Origin of the sequence: Blautia sp. MCC269 (assembly GCF_018785655.1) — a bacterium.
In the GTDB taxonomy this organism is placed as follows: domain Bacteria; phylum Bacillota; class Clostridia; order Lachnospirales; family Lachnospiraceae; genus Blautia_A.
The window spans coordinates 209,679-228,035 of the sequence record NZ_WQQE01000039.1 but is presented as its reverse complement, the minus strand read 5'-3'; the positions used below and the strand labels follow the sequence as shown (position 1 = coordinate 228,035).

13 protein-coding genes are annotated in these 18,357 nt (G+C 41.4%); all 13 read right to left on the bottom strand.

Going from position 1 to position 18,357, the window contains the following annotated elements:
* Positions 1 to 1,932, bottom strand: a complete 1,932-nt coding sequence (locus tag GPK88_RS14000) for a hypothetical protein (protein ID WP_215707951.1) — start codon at positions 1,930 to 1,932, stop codon at positions 1 to 3.
* Positions 1,932 to 2,165: a hypothetical protein gene (locus tag GPK88_RS13995; RefSeq protein ID WP_215707950.1), complete on the bottom strand. Its 234-nt coding sequence runs from the start codon at positions 2,163 to 2,165 to the stop codon at positions 1,932 to 1,934. The genes GPK88_RS14000 and GPK88_RS13995 overlap by 1 nt, the downstream gene beginning before the upstream one ends.
* 1 nt (position 2,166) lies before the next feature.
* Complete coding sequence (locus tag GPK88_RS13990; RefSeq protein ID WP_215707949.1) at positions 2,167 to 3,051, bottom strand: leucine-rich repeat domain-containing protein; 885 nt, start codon at positions 3,049 to 3,051, stop codon at positions 2,167 to 2,169.
* Complete coding sequence (locus GPK88_RS13985; RefSeq protein ID WP_215707948.1) at positions 3,051 to 3,764, bottom strand: hypothetical protein; 714 nt, start codon at positions 3,762 to 3,764, stop codon at positions 3,051 to 3,053. Before GPK88_RS13985 ends, GPK88_RS13990 begins: the two co-directional genes overlap by 1 nt.
* Before the next feature lie 12 nt (positions 3,765 to 3,776).
* The gene (locus tag GPK88_RS13980) at positions 3,777 to 5,396 is read right to left on the bottom strand and encodes a hypothetical protein (protein ID WP_215707947.1); all 1,620 of its coding nucleotides are present in this window, start codon (positions 5,394 to 5,396) and stop codon (positions 3,777 to 3,779) included.
* A gap of 5 nt (positions 5,397 to 5,401) precedes the next feature.
* Positions 5,402 to 6,460, bottom strand: coding sequence for a hypothetical protein (locus GPK88_RS13975; RefSeq protein ID WP_215707946.1), 1,059 nt, complete (start codon positions 6,458 to 6,460; stop codon positions 5,402 to 5,404).
* A gap of 1 nt (position 6,461) precedes the next feature.
* The gene (locus GPK88_RS13970; RefSeq protein ID WP_215707945.1) at positions 6,462 to 8,804 is read right to left on the bottom strand and encodes a fibronectin type III domain-containing protein; all 2,343 of its coding nucleotides are present in this window, start codon (positions 8,802 to 8,804) and stop codon (positions 6,462 to 6,464) included.
* A gap of 2 nt (positions 8,805 to 8,806) precedes the next feature.
* Entirely contained in the window at positions 8,807 to 14,818 is a 6,012-nt protein-coding gene (locus GPK88_RS13965; RefSeq protein WP_215707944.1) for a tape measure protein, read from the bottom strand.
* A complete protein-coding gene (locus GPK88_RS13960) occupies positions 14,815 to 15,192 on the bottom strand; it encodes an HK97 gp10 family phage protein (RefSeq protein ID WP_215707943.1) in 378 nt (125 codons plus the stop codon). Before GPK88_RS13960 ends, GPK88_RS13965 begins: the two co-directional genes overlap by 4 nt.
* Before the next feature lie 11 nt (positions 15,193 to 15,203).
* A complete protein-coding gene (locus tag GPK88_RS13955; protein ID WP_215707942.1) occupies positions 15,204 to 16,604 on the bottom strand; it encodes a GH25 family lysozyme in 1,401 nt (466 codons plus the stop codon).
* A 4-nt stretch (positions 16,605 to 16,608) separates the two neighbouring features.
* The gene (locus GPK88_RS13950) at positions 16,609 to 17,166 is read right to left on the bottom strand and encodes a hypothetical protein (RefSeq protein WP_215707941.1); all 558 of its coding nucleotides are present in this window, start codon (positions 17,164 to 17,166) and stop codon (positions 16,609 to 16,611) included.
* 29 nt (positions 17,167 to 17,195) lie between these two features.
* Positions 17,196 to 17,615 carry a hypothetical protein gene (locus GPK88_RS13945; protein WP_215707940.1) on the bottom strand — a complete coding sequence of 140 codons (420 nt, stop codon included), beginning with the start codon at positions 17,613 to 17,615 and terminating at the stop codon, positions 17,196 to 17,198.
* A gap of 71 nt (positions 17,616 to 17,686) precedes the next feature.
* Positions 17,687 to 18,349, bottom strand: coding sequence for a hypothetical protein (locus tag GPK88_RS13940; RefSeq protein WP_215707939.1), 663 nt, complete (start codon positions 18,347 to 18,349; stop codon positions 17,687 to 17,689).
* Positions 18,350 to 18,357: the final 8 nt, after the last annotated feature.

Below are 18,357 nucleotides of genomic sequence, written 5' to 3'. Positions count from 1 at the left end.
CTATGAAAATGTAATTTTTATACTTGCTGTGATGGCGCAAGTCGCATTATTTGTAGCGTTTGTAGTATTTGGCATCGTTGCTCTTATGTTAACACCATGTCCATCGCCAATGATAGATGCTGAATAAGCATTAGGTTTGACATACGAACTTGATCCATATAATGATTTTCCATTTTGACTAACTGCGATTCCGTTTACGCTAGAGACACTTACCCCTGTCGCACCTATTATCGGCCTTGAAAACGGCATATAAAATAATATTTCCTTTCCGCTTGTAACAATACGCCCCTGTAGATATACGATAACCGTCGTAGTATCACCTTTTGTGAAATATGGCTTGAATTCATGATTCCCCTCAAATCCTAAAATTAAAGCATCTGGCGATACTAGACTTTGCCCCCTTATATTTCCTGACCAATCCACCGTAAAAGCATTTGAACGTTCGGTATCCGATGATCCATTTCCTATGGAAAAAGCATAATTGCCGTCAGCATTATAACGACCGATAGTAGTTTGATAGCTGTTTTTCGCTATAGTACCCAACCCACCTGCATGAGAATATTGTCCAATGGCTTTCGTATCTCTGCCTTCGGCATGGGAATCATCTCCAGATGCTTCAGAATACGAACCTTCGGCATGAGACGATAGTCCGCTTGCTACGCTATTCCAACCTTCGGCGTGGGCCTGTTGCCCGCTAGCAACTGATCCAGTACCTTCCGCGTGAGCATACGATTCGCTTGCTTTTGCACTACTACCCTCAGCATGGGAATAAGACCCACTTGCCGTACTACCACCTTCAGCATGAGAACCAGTTCCGCTTGCTACACTATTCCAACCTTCAGCATGGGCACAAAAACCAGTTGCGGCATTATTGCGTCCCTCAATAAGCGAGTATCCACCGGATGAGGTACCAGTTTTTCTTTCACCAAAAGTATAAAACGCATAAACTGAATTACCGCCATTCGGATCTCTAGCTGTTCCGTAACCAATTTGGGCTATAACGGTGTTTTCGTTATTGACCATTAGACCATTACTATTTATTCGAGTATATCGACTACTCGGATTTCCTATTCTTACTGTCGAACCAAACTCGGCATAATCGCCAATGGCTAAATTTCCACTTGATGTCGGCTTCATAAGAATATTGCCAAATTTCAAACTCTCTTTAATTTCACCATTGGAAATATGGAATGTCTTACCGGTAATCCAAGCAGTGGCATCTTTATCGGGAGTTACCTCTGTTTTACTGGTGCCTTTAAACTGAATTGAATCATTGGCAATTTTAACCTTCAGATCACTGGAAGACTCTCCCAGAATCATATCACCGTTATCAAAAGTGATATAATCCTGATGATTCTCTACATCAGCGTCATCTGTACTTATCAATTTCGCCCAGTTCAACTGCCATCCTTTCGCTGTCTGAATAAATTCAGTAGTGTTTTTGGTGTAAAGTTTATAGTCATCAGATAATTTTGTTACATCTTCTTGTGAAGCTTTGAGCTTGATTGCATCTGCGTTATTCGAGATGCTGGTTTCAGCCTTTGACAATCGGCTTTTCAATTCTTCTGGGTCCTGAATCCATGAAAATGTGAACTGCTTTGTAAAACTATTACCTTCAACAGTAATCGGAATAGTGGCTTCGCATGGCGGCGTAATAGTGGCGGTCGTGGTAAAAGTAACAGTGACTTTCGATGTGTTGTTGCCAGAAACCGTCGCGCTAATACCTGTGGGACACGTAATCTGTTTTTCCGCAATCGTGATCGCCGAACATTGATCTTTACCACGATATGCTGTCACTTCCGTTGTACATTTTTTTCCGGCTGGAACTCCATCCGCGTTACCTATAAAAATATAAGACTCTCTGGAAAGCGTGACCGAATAAGCATCAGAAACATTAACTAATGTAATTTGATCAGATGATATTACTGCCATTATGCCTCCTTATCTTCTTTAACATCGTCCTCTTGAACTTTTTCTATTTCAATCCAGTCTTCGATATCATCAGTATCAACACAAATGGTATGAATATCATTTCTCACAAGTTCCATTCCAGTATCAGCTATCAGACGATGAGTAATTTCATAATCTGTGTTATCAGGTTTAATTGGAGATATTGTGACACCGCCATCCGCTCTTTTATACCGATATAGTTTTTTAACAATCATATTAATTCTCCTCTTTATTAGTGTAATCATATATGATAGTTGCGTTTGCTGCGCCCCAAGGCGCTCCAGACACGGCTCCTTCGGGCCATGGAACTCTGATAATAGTTAAATTAGGGCAATTTGAAAAAACGGTGAGATACATGTTTTTTACGATCGCTTCGAAAGTAATATTGGTTAAACCGGAACAGCCAGCAAAAGCCTCATCGCCTATACGTTGTACACTAGAAGGAATCCTATTCAATGTTATTTTAGGGCAAAAACAGAATGCTTTATTCCCAATATCGACAACTCCATTCGGTAACTTAGATAACATTAAATTATCACAGTTACCGAAGGCAAACGTGCCTAATACTTTGAGATTAGTTGACAGTTCAGTTAACGTTAAACCGGTACAGTATCTAAATGTCTCATATCCAATAGATATGATGCTATCTGGCAGTTCAGTCAGTATCATTTTAGAACATGAACGAAAAGCACGATCACCAATATCAGTGATATGGTCTGGCATTTTGGTTAACGCCAATTTGGAACAATCGTAAAAAGCACCATTACCGATGGAGATTAAACTGCTTGGTAATTCCGTCAACGCTAAACTATAACATGAATAAAAAGCATAATCGCCAATGGTGATTAAACTGCTTGGCAATTCAGTTAATGATAACAGCGCATTCTTATAAAAACAGTCATTTGGAATTTCTGTCCATTCTCCATTAAACGTTCCGCGGAGGACTTCTGCGGTCTCATCCCACTCATAGGATATACTTGGTGAATTATCACTATAGCCATATATCAAATTCTGAATCGCAGCTGAAAGAGTGGAATCATTTTTCTTTGTCTTCGCGTTTGCTTTTTGCAGCAAGGTCTCAAGTTTGGTCTTGATTGTCATTAAGACACCTCCCCTATCAGATCATCCACGCCAGCTAACGCTTCATTGATTTTTGTAACTTTTCCGTCCAAAGATTCAATATTTTCATTCGTTTTTTCTAATGCTTTGGAAGTGACGTTATTCACATAAGTTTCAATGCTGGGTTTCACTGTTTTGGTAACATATTCATCTATGTTGGATTTGGCTGACGCATTGACATATTCATCCACTTTTTGTTTCGAGGTTGTCTCCATGTACTTATCGATATCCATTTTGACGTCGGCTTCAATCTTCTCAAGAATAGTCAGCTGCTGTTCTGGGGTAACCTGCTGTTCTACATCAAGTCCGCCTAATACTCTTCCGGTCCCAGGCCGGGTATTGAATGATTTGGTGATTTTATCGTCCTGTTTTTCATAAAGCTTAATGCTAAATCTCACGTCCCCTGAATATGCTGTAACATCCGGAGCCATAAGCCAAGTAAACGATACACCATCATCGTCTCCGACCATATCATCAGCTACGTAATAATTACCAATATTATTGGCGTTTACATAATTCACCCTGGCAGTAAACTCTGACATATCAAACCCACTGTAATATCTTGGCATTGTAAACTTAACACGATTGACTTCAATATCACCAACAACGCCAAAAACAGCACCGTTATTCGGTATTGTGATAGTCCTCAGCCGTTCATCAATAACGAGATTTATCAATAAGATATTCTCATCCATAAAACACCTCCTTTATGCTACCAGTTCACATTTAAAAGTAACCTTTACACTCATATCTTCCTGTGATGGTGTCAATGTGAAACCGTCATTACCAAGTCTCGAATCGCTACTATGTATTGCTGTAAAAGAATTATCGTCAGTATTCTGTGATCTCCACTGTAAATATGCATCGGCCCCAAATGTTCTCTTCATGGTAGAAGAATCCGTAATTTGATCATTTCCATGATATAAAACAACGGATAAAACAGTCGACGTGTCATCATTCTTAAAAGCGGTACCTTTTGACGATTCTATCCTAAGAAGCGTGGTAACTTTATTTTCAACTTCGGCTACATCATCTTTTGTGGCAACCACCTTTGAGGATATCTTCAAATTCGTGACTTCAAGGTTCATCTCGCCAGTTACGGTATTGAAATCAAATGATGAATTCTTACCAACAAGCTTAAAGCTGCCATCTGCATAAGCCTGCAAAGGCGCTTCGTTTTTGCCGATCAACGAACCATCGCCCATGCCGACACCAGTTGTAGAAATGTAAATGCCGCTCGTCGGGTCTTTTATGGATTCTTTACCGCTATAGATTGCATTTCCGCTCATATCGAACCCAGCGATCTTGGCTTTAAAAGCTGATAAATCCACAACATCAATCGATGCCGCCTGAATTTTCTGACTATTTACTTCGGCCTCGGAAACCCCATTCGCTACATTTATCGCTTTTACGATAGAGTCTTCTCCGTCTGGGCCAGTAATTATAAGGCGATCTGTTTTTATTGTACCGGCAGTTATGGTGTCGGCGTTGATAGATTTGATCTTAGCCGCTTCGATTGTTGCGTCGGCAATTTTAACATTGGTAATCGCACCATCATGTATGGTCGCTGATCCTATAGAACCATCTTTGATAACTCCATTTTGAATCCAGGCGTTATTTACATTTGCAAGATCAATATCTGCTTTTTTAGCAACTATCTCATCAGTATGTATCTGCTTCGTTTCAAGTGAATCGATTCGTCCTGTGGCAGCATTCAAATCCCCAATATCTGCTTTACCGGCCACCAAATCCTTGATGTTTGCCGATTCTGCTGTAAGGGTTTTAATATCCACTTCATTGGCATCAAGCCGACCCGTGATTGTAACGTTATCAGCCGTGAGATTTTTAATGTTGGCCTCAGTTGTATCAAGGCGTCCTGTAATTATGACGTTTCCTGCTTTAAGATCCTTGATGTCAGCGGAATTAGCGGTAAGCTGATTGTTAATAGTAACATTATCCGCTGTAAGTTCATCAATTCGTGCTTTTTGCGCTTCCAGGTCTTTTATGGTTGCCTTATCTGCAATAAGTGTATCGAAATTTCCAACTCTTTCGCTAAGATCGATAACATCATCATTTCTCGCAGCCGGACTGGATACATTGCCCGTAACTGTAGCAGTATGCCTTCCTACTGATACCCGAACTCTCTCTCCCGTCTTCACGACTACTGTAGAGGTATATGGAGTAAGTAAATCTGATCCGTCCAATCTTACGTATTGAGATCCACCATATTCCACAATCGTACCATAAAGATATGTATCTTCTGTCTGTTTTGTGTTATTGCTCGTGACTTTCACGAACTGCGAAATCAGATTTTTAGATAACGCCATTCAACTCACCTCCATAAGTTTGTCGTGAATACGGCTGTTTCCGTGACTTTACAACCTGGTTTGCATTCGATTGACTGTCTTATAACTTTCGCTTTAACATCAATCAGACCAGCACGTTCATAGTTCAGGCGCACACAATCGTACAAACGTACCGGACAATATCCATGCGAATATGAAATTGTGTATTCAACAGAGGAAAGTTGTGATAATAAAGATGTGGCGTAGTCTTTGACCTGCTGATCGGTAGGCTCGCCAGAGAATTGCGGATCGGTCTCTCTATGAACAATTTCTCGTCCACGGTTAACCGTAGAAGTGGGACTGTTTGGATCATCATTAACAACTCTTGCGAAATAGTTATCGTGGCTTCCTGAGAAATAAACTTCGACCACATTCGGGATTCCGTAAATATCATGTTCGATACTCATGTCCGGATATAGTATTGAACTATTATCATCGGTATATGTCCAAACAGGTTGTAAAGAAGCCGCATCCTGATCCGGAAGGAAAAGGACACGGCCTAATTCATCAAGTCCGATATTATGTTTTGCATTTGATAGTAGATCTTTTGTATAGGTTAACCACGTATCGCTGGTGTTAGCTACAAAATCGTTATAGAGTTTATCGCTGGTTACGGTCTCAGTAACTGGCGCTCGTATGTTATCTCTTACAATCTTATAAGCGTTATTCATAACATTTCCGCCCTTGAGAATTGAATATCCCAAAGGAGGTAGTCCTTCCTTCAACTCCAATAATGGCGTATAAGCATCAATGGACACTTTCTGATAGCGACCATCAAAATTTGATTTCGGGGTCTGAATCAGAAAAGTGCCCATCGGAAACTTCTCTCTTATTCCATTTTGAATTGTTATGAGATATATCCTGACGTAGCATTCGCCAAGTATACTACCAACATCAAAAGACGCAGAGCCAAGTGTTTCGGCATCTGCGTCCCGTTCGATATTGCTTTGTATCACGTCGGTTATCTGGGATTTATCACACCAGGTCCCAGGGTCCACGACATAGTACTCAAAAGTCTGCTCCATGGACTTGGTCCAATCTGGCATGTTAAATTCCCCCTTCTACCCTTGTTATATCAAATGACACGGGTATTTTAACCTCGCAATGTGTCTGACTGATCGACACTGCAACGTTGGCCCAATATCCGGTTCCCGACGGTTCTCTGACATATACGTCCCCACTGTATATTGCCAATCGCCTTAGAGCGTATAACGTTTCAACATCATTTCGGGGAATTTCAACACTCCATGATGATGTCTCCCCAAGCTGAGTGCCATAATAGGAAACCGGACGTTTCCGGCCAATATATTCAACAATCGACACATCGACACCGTTTTTGTCTGACACATCGATATTATATGGAAGTCTTACTAACGAACCTGACCACAAAGGTTCTTCCGGTATGTCGGCTTCATTAGCGTCAGATACAACCAAATTCTCCCACGTTTCATTCCATTGGATAATAACTCCAACCTCGTGAATAGGGTATCCTGGCATATCATAATAGCTCACTGCTCCAGTATTATCGCTTATAGCTACGATTCGATAGCGGGCATAATCGAGTGATGGATGCGGGTCTGTAATGAATGTACTTTCAGAATTATCCAAACCACTTGCTATTTCCAGCAGTTCTCCGTTGTATTCTCTTCGGTATACAGACAGACTTACACCCGACACAAGATTATTATCGCTGTCTACACAATACGGTCTTATATGGCAAGAATATGTGTCTGGATCATACTCGATATTGGCATTTACACCATATATCTGATCTGTCCATGATACATCAAATTCTGTCTCATCAGTAGCAGTGAGTCCTGAATCCAGCGATACGGTACATACAACTTTATAGGTAATGTTATTCTCAAGATCGATATTACCAGCAGATAATTCAACCAAGAGATCCTGATCGGTATCGAAAAACTTAGAATATGCTTCCTCCCCACGGCTGATAATAGTCTCGGCGCCAGTCCTATCGCTTGTGCTATAAGACTGTGTGGATATAATAGACAGGTGATAACCCAATACTTTCTGCGTATTCGGACCGGCTTCACCTTTTACATAAAACGGAAAATTCTCCAACGTAGTAAGCTCTGAATCGGTTGAATCGGTCACATTAAGCTGAAGTGTTGGAACGGCATATACATCGATTGTTCTTTGTACTGACCAATCACCATATGTATTAGTAACTCCGGCTGTTCGAACTCTCCACAGTATTTTAGTACCTTCGGAATACGCAGAAGTACTTAAAACTTTATAACTGGTATCGTCAATATCATCACCTGTTTTGGTATTCTTTATCGTTTCGACATTACTTACCCCATTAATAATGGTTTCCAGCTCAGCCGAAGTTTGACTTGAATTATCCTCTGAATTGTGTACCCAATACAAGGTAACTGATTCGCCAACCATAGCAGTTGTGGTGGATGACCATGTTGTTGGAGCTGCTGGCGTTTTTCCGAGTTTTAAGGATTTAACAGCAGTCCAGCCGGACGTCTGATCATTACTGTTATAAGCTCGTACTCGGAAGAAATACTGGTACCCAGTGTCCAATCCGGTTATCTCGGTATGGGTGACACCCTCGACAGTCCGTGTATGTACCTGATCAGGATTACTCGCAAAGTATGTTTTGTCAGTGACATATTGCACTTCGTACTTCGTACATTTGTATACACTATTCCAACTGAGATACACGCCCGTGCTCGATAACGCTTTCAGGGTTTTTATGCCGGCCGGAGCAGATGGTATCGAAGACGCATTTGAGGAATACTCCGACCATTCGCCATGAACTTTTCCCCTCCAAGCCCGGCATTTTACTTTATATTCTGCGCCAGTGGCCACAGTGCATGACCACGATGCAGAAGTTGTTTTTATTGCAGCTTTTCCAGATTTATATTTACTTTTATCGTTTTTCACGACGTAAAATTCAATCTGAGTGCCGTTGACACTTAAATTACTGAGTTTCGCAGTAAGCTTTTGTTTATCAATAGTTACCGTTGGGGCAGATGGAGTGGAGGGCGGATTATTCGAAAACGAATAGCTTTTAAGAGTGGACCATTTGGCAGTCCACCACAAACAATCGTTTCCATTAACTTTTCTAGTCGTCGATATAGGTTTGATTTTAACCTTTACCATAACCGCATTTGATGGTGCGGTATATGTACTCTGCAATCGAGTCGTAGTAGAATCATCGCCAACGAATGCCACGCCGTTGCCTGTATAGTAATACCAGATAACCCGGTATTCCTTTGTTCCGGTGACACCGCTCCACTGCCACTCTACGTAAACAGTTCGATCGGTGCCTTTCTGAAGCCCCATCTTCGTGACATTAACACTGGCCGATAGATTTACAGTAGCCGTGGAACTTCCATCGGTAAAATCGTCAGCCATGACTATCGCCTCCCTCCAACTGTAATTGCTCTAACAAGTGTCTCGACGGCATTTGAAACTTCACTGCCGTTATCGTAAGTAACGCCGTTAACGCTGTTATATGTGTTTCCAACATTATTAAGACTCTTACCGAGTCGGTTAATTGCTCTGACTACTTCGTCGGAATTTCCATTTTGATTGTTGCGTGCTGATATATTACCGATTGCTCGGAGATTTGCCAGCGGGGTAAACGCTGGGTCAGTAAATAATCCGTTGAGTTTCCCAGCTGTTGCTTTTACATTCGTGAGATCCAGTACGGGTCGAATGGTTGGTGTAGTGTCCATATCAGAATCAATGATGTCATTCATTCCAGAAAGAGCACTACGAATTGAATCAAACGCTGTTTCGCCCATACTCTTACCAGCATTATAAGTTTTTGACTCCATAGAACTCATACCGATAATCAGACCTTCACCAAGCCATTTACCTGCCCGAATTGTGAGTTTAGAAGGTGAATGAGATTTCTGTCCATCTTTTTCGCCTCTAACTGCAGCCTGACCGAGCGCGTAACCTGCATTGTATGCCGAATTCTGCATAGCATCTATACCGATAACAAGCCCTCTTCCAAGGTTGATACCATTCATATAGAAACTTGTATATGCCTGTCCAGATCCATATGCCGCTGATGCTCCTACTGAACTGGCTACATTGACAGCCTGAATCGACTGAGCCTGGATACCTATCGCAAGTGCGGAAATCAGTGCCACGCCAACCTTCTGGAATTCTTTATCCTGTGATGCCACAGCACTTCTCATAGATTCCACCATACTGAGTGCTGTTTTTGATAATGCATTAGATTTGGATTTCACACCACTAGCCAATGCGGATGTCAGTGTACTTCCAACATTCTTAACTTTCGAAGAAGATCCCTTGAATGCAGACATGAAACCACTGATGTTAGTTTCGGCAAGGGTTTCGATAGCTTGCACAAACGTGCTTACGCCGTTCGCTTTGACAGTATCTGTAGAGTTAACTGCTTCAACAAGACTTTTAACAGCAACTGACGCATTGGCCACTTTATCAGGATTTACATTCGTAACCGAATTTGAATAGTCATTCAGACCCGTTCCAAATGCTTTAAGCTGACCGCCAAGATTCGATAAATCCTTATTTCCAAATAATTTACCAAGGAAGCCACCGCTCTTCGGAAGAGCATCATTCATGGAAACAAGGGCTTTTGCTGCTTTTGCGGATGCCTGAATATCTTCTGCATTGATTCCTTTCACGCTCTGCGCGTAATCAGATAATGCTTCACCAAATGGCTTCAGCTGTTCACCCATTTTGACGAAAGAAGCTCCTCCAGTGATGAACGATGTTATTGCGTTAAGAAAATCCGTTCCGGTCAACACAAGGATTGCCTTACATAAAGAAGTAATTCCAGTTGTGACTGAGGAATCAATTTTCTTTGCGCCTTCGATAAATGGCTGAGTATTAGTCATAAAATCTGAGAGGTTTTTACCAACTTTAGGAAGTCCAGAAGTAGCTCCTTCTGTAAATCCTCCTACAATATTTCCAAGGAACGATCCCAACGCGTAGCCTATCTTCTGCAGTATCGGAATACCTTTATCCAAGAAACCTTCCAACGCTGGAACTTTCTCAAATAGTGCTCCAATAGCAACTACGATAGCTCCTACGGCTGTTATCAACGCCGCTAAAACACCAATACCCACGAATCCGGCAGTGCCAGCTAAACCTACAGCCGCTAAAATACCACAGGACGCAGACAGTGATAACAATAATACAGATAATGCTTCAGCATTTCCGATAGAAGACTCCGGGTTTAAATCTCGTATAAGATATAGTATTCCGGCAAGTGCCGCTACTACTAATGTCATTACACCGACTGACGCTAACGCAACAAGACTTACACCACCCACTTTACCAATAATCGCCATGGATACGGATAAAGATAAGAGCAAAGCGGATAATGCTAAAGCATTTGGTAAAGCGTTTTCAACTTGAAGAGCTGACATTGCTCCCAAAATTCCGGCAAGTGCTGCAACTGCTACAACCATCGCAGCTATCGTACCAATAGAGTCTTTTGCTTTACTTCCGGCTAACTCCATGATAGCAAACATACCCATAAGAGCTCCCAAACATGTGGTCGCAACAGCGAGTTTGGTTGAGTCAATCATAGATAAAGCGGCAACTGCGGCAGCCATCACGCCAATAGCGACTGCTATAGCTATGATATTCCCTTTTACGTCATTTGCCCCTCTGGTCGCCCAGACCATCGCAGTCATAATTGCTCCGAGCAAAGTAACTGCAAGAACACCTTTTATCAACTGCTTGGTATCAATAAGGCCGAGTAACACAGATATTCCAGCAAGAATCCCCATCGCAACCGATACGGCAATTAAGGTTCCTGCTAATTTAACGGTTTCACCAGTACCACTGTCGGTCGTAATCTTTTTCAAAGCTTTTATGAAGAGAAGAAAAGCACCAGCGAACAACACAGCTTTCCCCATTTCACTCATGCTAAGCTGACCTGCAAGTTTAGCTACTCCTATCATAAGCAACATTGAAAATGACACTGATAATAACAACTTACTCAGACCGTCCATTACTTTCTCATTGGATTTTGTAAGGGTAACAAGTGCTCCGACAAAAATCGCAAAGGTCAATGCAAATCCCGTTCCATTGATCATATCGGCCAATGATAAAGTACCTGCCAATTTTGCTACTCCGATCATAAGCCCCATTGAAACAACTATAGATTTTACCATTTTCCCAACAGAATCTATTTTGTCTCCAGCCAGGTTCGAAATAGCCAAATATGCAATGACAAACCCTAAGAATGCACCTGCAAAATTAATGCCATTTTTAACTTCATCCGCTGATAACATGCTGAACAGTTTGATAACCCCTACTATAAGCAGCATGGTCTTACCAATCTTACTTATCATCTTCCCGGCTTTGTCAATATTCTTGGACGCTTCACCTTCTACAAGTTTGCCGTATGTGAATAAAATACCGGTAATTCCAAGTAACAGAAGTCCAGCACATTCCATTCCCTGATTTATTTCTTCTTCGCTCAGCTTTCCGAGAATCTTAACAGATTCAGCCATGAGCAATACTGCTATACCAAGGCCGGCCAATCCGGATTTCAAGCCATTGATCTGGACTCCATCTTTTCCAACAGACGCTGATGCTGTAGAAAGTTTATCCATAACCCATGTCATAACAGCTAAAGTTGCTCCGAGAATAAACATGGCTTCTTCAGCGTTGTGAAGGGAGTCGGTATCTATCGTTGACAACACGAATAATGATCCTGCTAAAATGGCTATGGAAATGGCTAAATCTTTCACTCCTTCCATACGTGTTTTGAACGCTTTGGCTTTCAAGACTTTTGAAAAGCTTTTCACCACTTTGGAAGCATTATCAAGAATTTTCGGAATTTTCTTTGCAGATCCCTCAACAACTTCACCTACTCCGGATAACACTTTCCCGATTCCTTCTGCCGGACTAAGCGCTTTATCCGCAATATCGTAAAGTTTTTTAAGTCCCCATACGAGGCCTACCCCGATTCCACCTGCAACAATATTGTTCCAATCAATCTTCTGCAGTTCATCAAGCATATCAGATCCAAGATTCTTAAAGAAATTAACAATTCTATCTTTTCCAGTAGTAAGGCCGTTCCAAAGACCAGAAAGAGTGTACTCACCAACTTTCTCCATCTCTTTTGAAGGAGAATGGATGCCAAGTACTTTCTTAATTGCTTTCAGAAGTCGGATACCTATATTGGATAATATTTTGGGAATCTCTGTTTTACCTGAAGACAATCCGTTTTTGAATCCAGAAATAACATTTTTACCGACGTTTTTCATTCCTTTCGGAAGTTTGCTTTCAAAATACGTTACGAACTTTTCAAAATTCTTCAGCACATCTTCGAATGATAATCCTTTTAAGGATTTCTTAAAGCTGTCCAACTCTGCTGTAAATGCCTGAAATTCTGGAATTGTATCAAGATATTTCTTGAGTTTTCTAAACTGCTCAATGATGAATTTAATTACTTCTCCGACCTTAGTAAAACCTTGCGTAAACGGATCTGTTTTCTTCAACCATTTGTCGAATTTCACCAGTAAATCACCGAGGTCTGCTGTAAGATCCAAGGTATTCATACCGAATACACTAAGAACCGCATTGGCGGCTTTGATTGAGAATTTCAGAGAACCACCAAGGCACTGTCGAATGATATCCAATAAAGCAAAAAGACCAGCCAACGTCCTTGTAAGCTCGTCCCCGTTATCTTCTGTGAATTTTAAAAACTTCGAAGTGATCCGATGCATGTTTGCAATAATGTTATATAACGTCATTGCGGAAACCGGATCAAATACTTTCTGCCATGCGTTATGTATCTCGGTAAAAAGGTTAATCAACGCATTACCCATATTGGCCACAGAGCCGTGAAGCAACTCTTTTCCACTCAGCTGATCTATATTATTAATAAGATCAGTGATCGGTATTCCCGTTTTCTCAGACTGTTTCTGCAGCTCTTTAAGGGCTTTGACATCCTCTTTGGTAAGACCATTCTTTTTCAGCTCAGCGTCTGACATTTTGAGAATTTGTTTAATGGTCTTCTCCTGCTCTTTATTAAGATCTTCCTGAGAAGTAGTAAGTTCTTCAGTATATCGGAAAGAGCATCCCAATCGCTCATTAACCAAATTCTGAACCCTAGCCCAGTCATATCCTTCAGCAGCGAGCTTATCGAATCGTGGTTGACCATTGCCATAATTACCTTTAATAACTGAATCTACAATTTTCTTATAGCCATTTGTAGCATCGGTTACTTTTTGAATATTTTTAGCAAGATCACTGTATGGATTACCCATAGCAGCTTCTACGATAGCATTGCGCGCATCTGATGCTTTATTGATGAAGCCACCAAGAACATCGCTGACTTTGGTCCATACAGTTTTAGCTTCGTCAAAATCACCAATAATCAACTGCCACGTTTTTGTCCATCCTGATCCTAATGCCTCTTTTAATGTATCGATAAGCTGAGTAAAGGTTTTAACTTTAGTGGCTGCATCCCCAGCCGTTTTCGCCATATCGGCCATCTCTTTGGCCTGTTCTTTAGAATAACCCTGATCAACAAACTTTTTGACAGCAGCATCATATTCTTCCTGTGTGTCAGCGGCTGTAGCAAATTGATCCAAAGTCTGAGTAAGAACCTCGGTGGTGAGCCAATCTTTTTTTAATGACTCTCTAAATGAGCCCTCTGCCGCAATCGCGGCTTTCGCGCCGGTTTGTAAATGTTCAGATGTTCGAATAAGTGCATCCTGGAATACCTGACCGCCCATACCGGCATTGACAACGGAGTTCCAGTCCATAAGCTGAATTTTACCAGCAGCTAATGCCTGTGATAACTGATACATTGCGGTGGACGCCTGCTGAGAAGTTGAACCAGATACCGCTGCAAGGTTTGCGATACCCTTAATTGCAGATACAGATGCGTCCAGTTTTACACCAGCCGCAGTGAACGTACCAATGTTACGCGTCATTTCGGTAAAATTATAGATAGTCTTATCCGCATATGTATTCAACTCGTCCAGCGCTTTATTGATCTGTTCAACATTCGTGCCCTCTTTCTGGGTATTCGCCAGAATGGTCTGGACCGCGTTCATCTGCGTCTCATACTCGGCAAAGCCATCTTTCACCGGATTGATGGTAATGGCGTCGGTAATTTTTCTACCAGCATCCATAGCAGCATTCGTAATGTTCTGTAGAACGGTAATTCCCATGACCTGCAGTGCGGAAAATTTCATCTGAACCGCTTGAATACCACTACTCATTCCTGAAAAATCAACTTTTCTAGCTGTTTCGCCGATTTCTTCAAGACCTTTGGAGGCTCCTGTGAAATGTAACTTTTCTTTGAGCTTATCAAGAGTCGACATTGTGGTTCTTGTATTTGCTTCAAAATCCTTATTGTCAAACCGCATCTCGACAACTTTACTGTCTATTGTCTCGCTCATTTTCTGGTAACCTCCTTCCATGCGTCATTGGTAATCTGATCAAAAATAGGCTGGATAGCAGGATTGATATAATCTCTTCCTTCTACCCAGCCCCCGGTGGCAGTGGCATGTCCATACTGCAAAATAATAGCGATTGGAACTCCTTTATTCACATTGGTGTTATGAAATTCTATGGACACAGATCCATTTTGACGTTTTATTTCATAAGTCCACGAAGCGGCAGTCTTACCTGTGTCTACCGGCGTTGCAGACGAAAGGGCAGCCACACCAGCTCTCCCGTATTTATCCAGGTCGCCGATTCCGGCCGCTTCTTTTGCTCTCTCAAGAAACTTTGAAAGTTTCGAGAAATCTCCCTTTTGTCTGAATTCAATCATGTATTACCTCATTAAATTGCGATAAGATCTTTCCATGTATTTGTACCACAAATGCCATCTGCAGTAAGTCCTCTGGACTTCTGATACTGCTTAATAGCATAGATGGTGTTCGGACCTGCTTCTCGATCAAGGCTGAGATCTTTACCATCAGATCCTTTGAACCCCCTAGATTTGAGAATTTCCTGTACTAAAAGAACGGAAGTACCTTTACTACCACTCTTTACAACTTCCGGATTAAACATATAACCGCTCCTTTCAGATTTCACTGTTGTCTCTGTCTTTGTCGGCGGAACGTATGAAATAGTGTCGTCTGTATATTTTGGAGTAATAAATCCTCTGATATACCGCCCGTTAATAGCAAGCTTACGCCTACGAACAGAATCCTTGTAGTTGCCTTCCATTACGATGAAATAACCCTGAGATTTATTTACCTCAATGATGGTTCCGATATGATCGGCATAACCGGTGCAGTCACCAACTCCGTTATCATTCCAATCATATAAGACGGCATCGCCGATATTGGGTACATAGTTATCTGCTTCTACCCAGCATCCCATTTTTTTCGCCTGGTTGATAAGTTCTTCGCAGCCGATTTCGATAGGCATAATGTCTGTATAGCCAAGCTTAATAGCAGTTGCGGACCATGTACAAGCGCACCAGGCCCATCCGTACTTCATCTTCACGCCACGCGGGAAAGTACCGGTATATGAATTGTAGATGTCCACAATTTTCTTATAAGAACCATCTGCTTCATTCAATCCTTCCCAAGAACAGATAAGATCAACCACTGCCTGGCGAGATCGTACTTTTACGTTACCAGTAGACTCTCCATACCAGTAATTCATATCTACTCTTCCGACAATTCCCGCTACCTGCCCTGAACTTGTAAACTGCTGCATAATGCAGGCAAAGTCGGGACCGCCATCATAATCAGCCAGCCAAACTGGATACTTAGCAAACAAGCTTTTCGAATACCAATTCTTATAGTAATCAATGTTGGTATAAATACCTGTTTTGTATCCCTGAGATTTTGCATAGTTACAGAAGATTTCGGTAAATTTATTACATTCCGTCTTACCTAAAGTAACTCCTGCCTGTTTCGCTTTGGCGACTGTATCGTACTCAAAGTCGGCAAAAATGTAGATATCTTTTCCAAGCCCTGCTTTTTTCACCTGAGAAATACAATACTGTGCCTCAGCAAGAGCCTGTGTTTCGCTAAGTGCGTAAATAAAATGATATACTCCTTTAATAGGAAGCTTTTCTGTTTTACATTTCTTTACATATTCGAAAAAGCGAGTATCGGTTGCTTTACGGTAACTTGATCTCAGGATCACAAAGTCGATTCCACATTTTTTCACTTTGCTGAAATCAATAGTTCCCTGATGGTAACTGACGTCAATTCCTTTTTTCATTTAATCACCCCTTTGAATGATGCCGTGCTCTACGAGCTTTATTCAGTGCTTCATTACGTCTGGTAATTTCAGCCGCGCTCAGTTTTTTGCCTGGCGAGTTTTTAATATTGCATACTCGTATCAGGGTTAATAAACTGTTTATATGCCATTTTTCAAATTCCACTGGAATACCATAAGAAATCATCCAGTAATAAATCAGTTCCGCAGTAATTATTTCTCGACTCGTATGCTTTGACGATTCATTGTGAAAAGTCGTTGCTGTCATTGGGTCGTCTATATAATTAGATATTGTATCGATTAGCTTCTGATTTTTTGAAATGCGATCATACACTTCCGGTGGAACGCTCTTGGTAATGGTCATACATTTTATATAATCTATAATTTCGGGTAACGTTTTGTCCTTCTTACTGAAAAAAGGCTTATGCCACTTACGTTCCCATTTTGACAGAGAGACGAGAGAATGCTCTAATTGTAAATGCCATTCTCTAAAGACAGACGATGATACAAACTCTTCTTTTTCATCGTCCCACACTTCTTCTGCTGGAACGGTTATTTCAAGCATTCCTCATCCCTCCATAATTTCCAATTTTATTAGGCTTCTGAAAACTGGCCAGCTACGATTTTATCGGCTTCAGCTTTTGCCTGCTCTCTAACATCTGCTGGTAATAAACCGTTGACGAACTCAGCCGCAGCTTTTGCATCTGTAGCAAGCTCCATAAACAAAACAGAATATGCTTCGGTCTCTGCAAAAGCTCTGGAGATCTCCGGACTCTTCATGAATCTTCGACCATCAGCACTCTTCTCGCCGTAAGCTTTGAGAACCAGGTCTTTAAAATACTTGATGATTTCTGGTTCATTGTTTGCTGCTACAATTCTTTTAATAGTGGCGTCCAGACCGCCTACTGTGCTTAACTGCATTTCAACAATTTCTGCTTTGCTGAAATGGAAATAAAAATCCTCGGTTCTTTTTACACCGTTGTAGTCCTCATATGTGATGGTTTTTTTGAACATATTTTCTCCTTTCATGTCTAAAAAAAAAGAGGCCCTACAAATTTGTGGACCTCTTAAAATCGGATATTAAATTATTCTGACACAGCTGTGATAATGGATTTAACCTCATCAGGAAGAGGGAGTCTTGGTCCATTCTCAGTATCATCACCATAAAGAACTTTCTCAATGGCTGCCATTTTCTTTTCGCTCAGCTTAGTGGAATCAAGAACCAGGGTTGCAGTTGGTTTGAAACCAGACACGGACACCGGTGTGGTGGATATATCCCAGGACATTGTAGCTGCCTCTGGACTGTCATTAACAGAATTGTAATCGGCTGCTGAAGGTGCTGCCAGACATCCATACACAAGATGGATTTTGTAACCATGAGAGTTATTATCAGTATCATTTCCAATAATGGTCTGGTAACTGAATCCGAAAGATTTATGATCCTGCTGACCAACAGATACACCTTCGACAAGTTCTTCTGCGCCAATACATGGCTTAAACTCATCCGGATACATATATGCTTCAATTGTGGCTTTGAACTCTTCTGCAGAAAGAATATTAAGATACTTAATATTATCTGCATACATAGCATTTGCTTCAGCCCCCTCAGGCGCTTCATTTACTGCTGTAAGTCCATTCCAGGCCACGCCTTTAGGATATGTTCCATTTTCCTGCGGATACAGAACGCCTTTACTGACACCGGTCTCGTAAAGTTTTTTACCGACCTCGTCCCATACAAGTTTGGCCATTTTTGTTT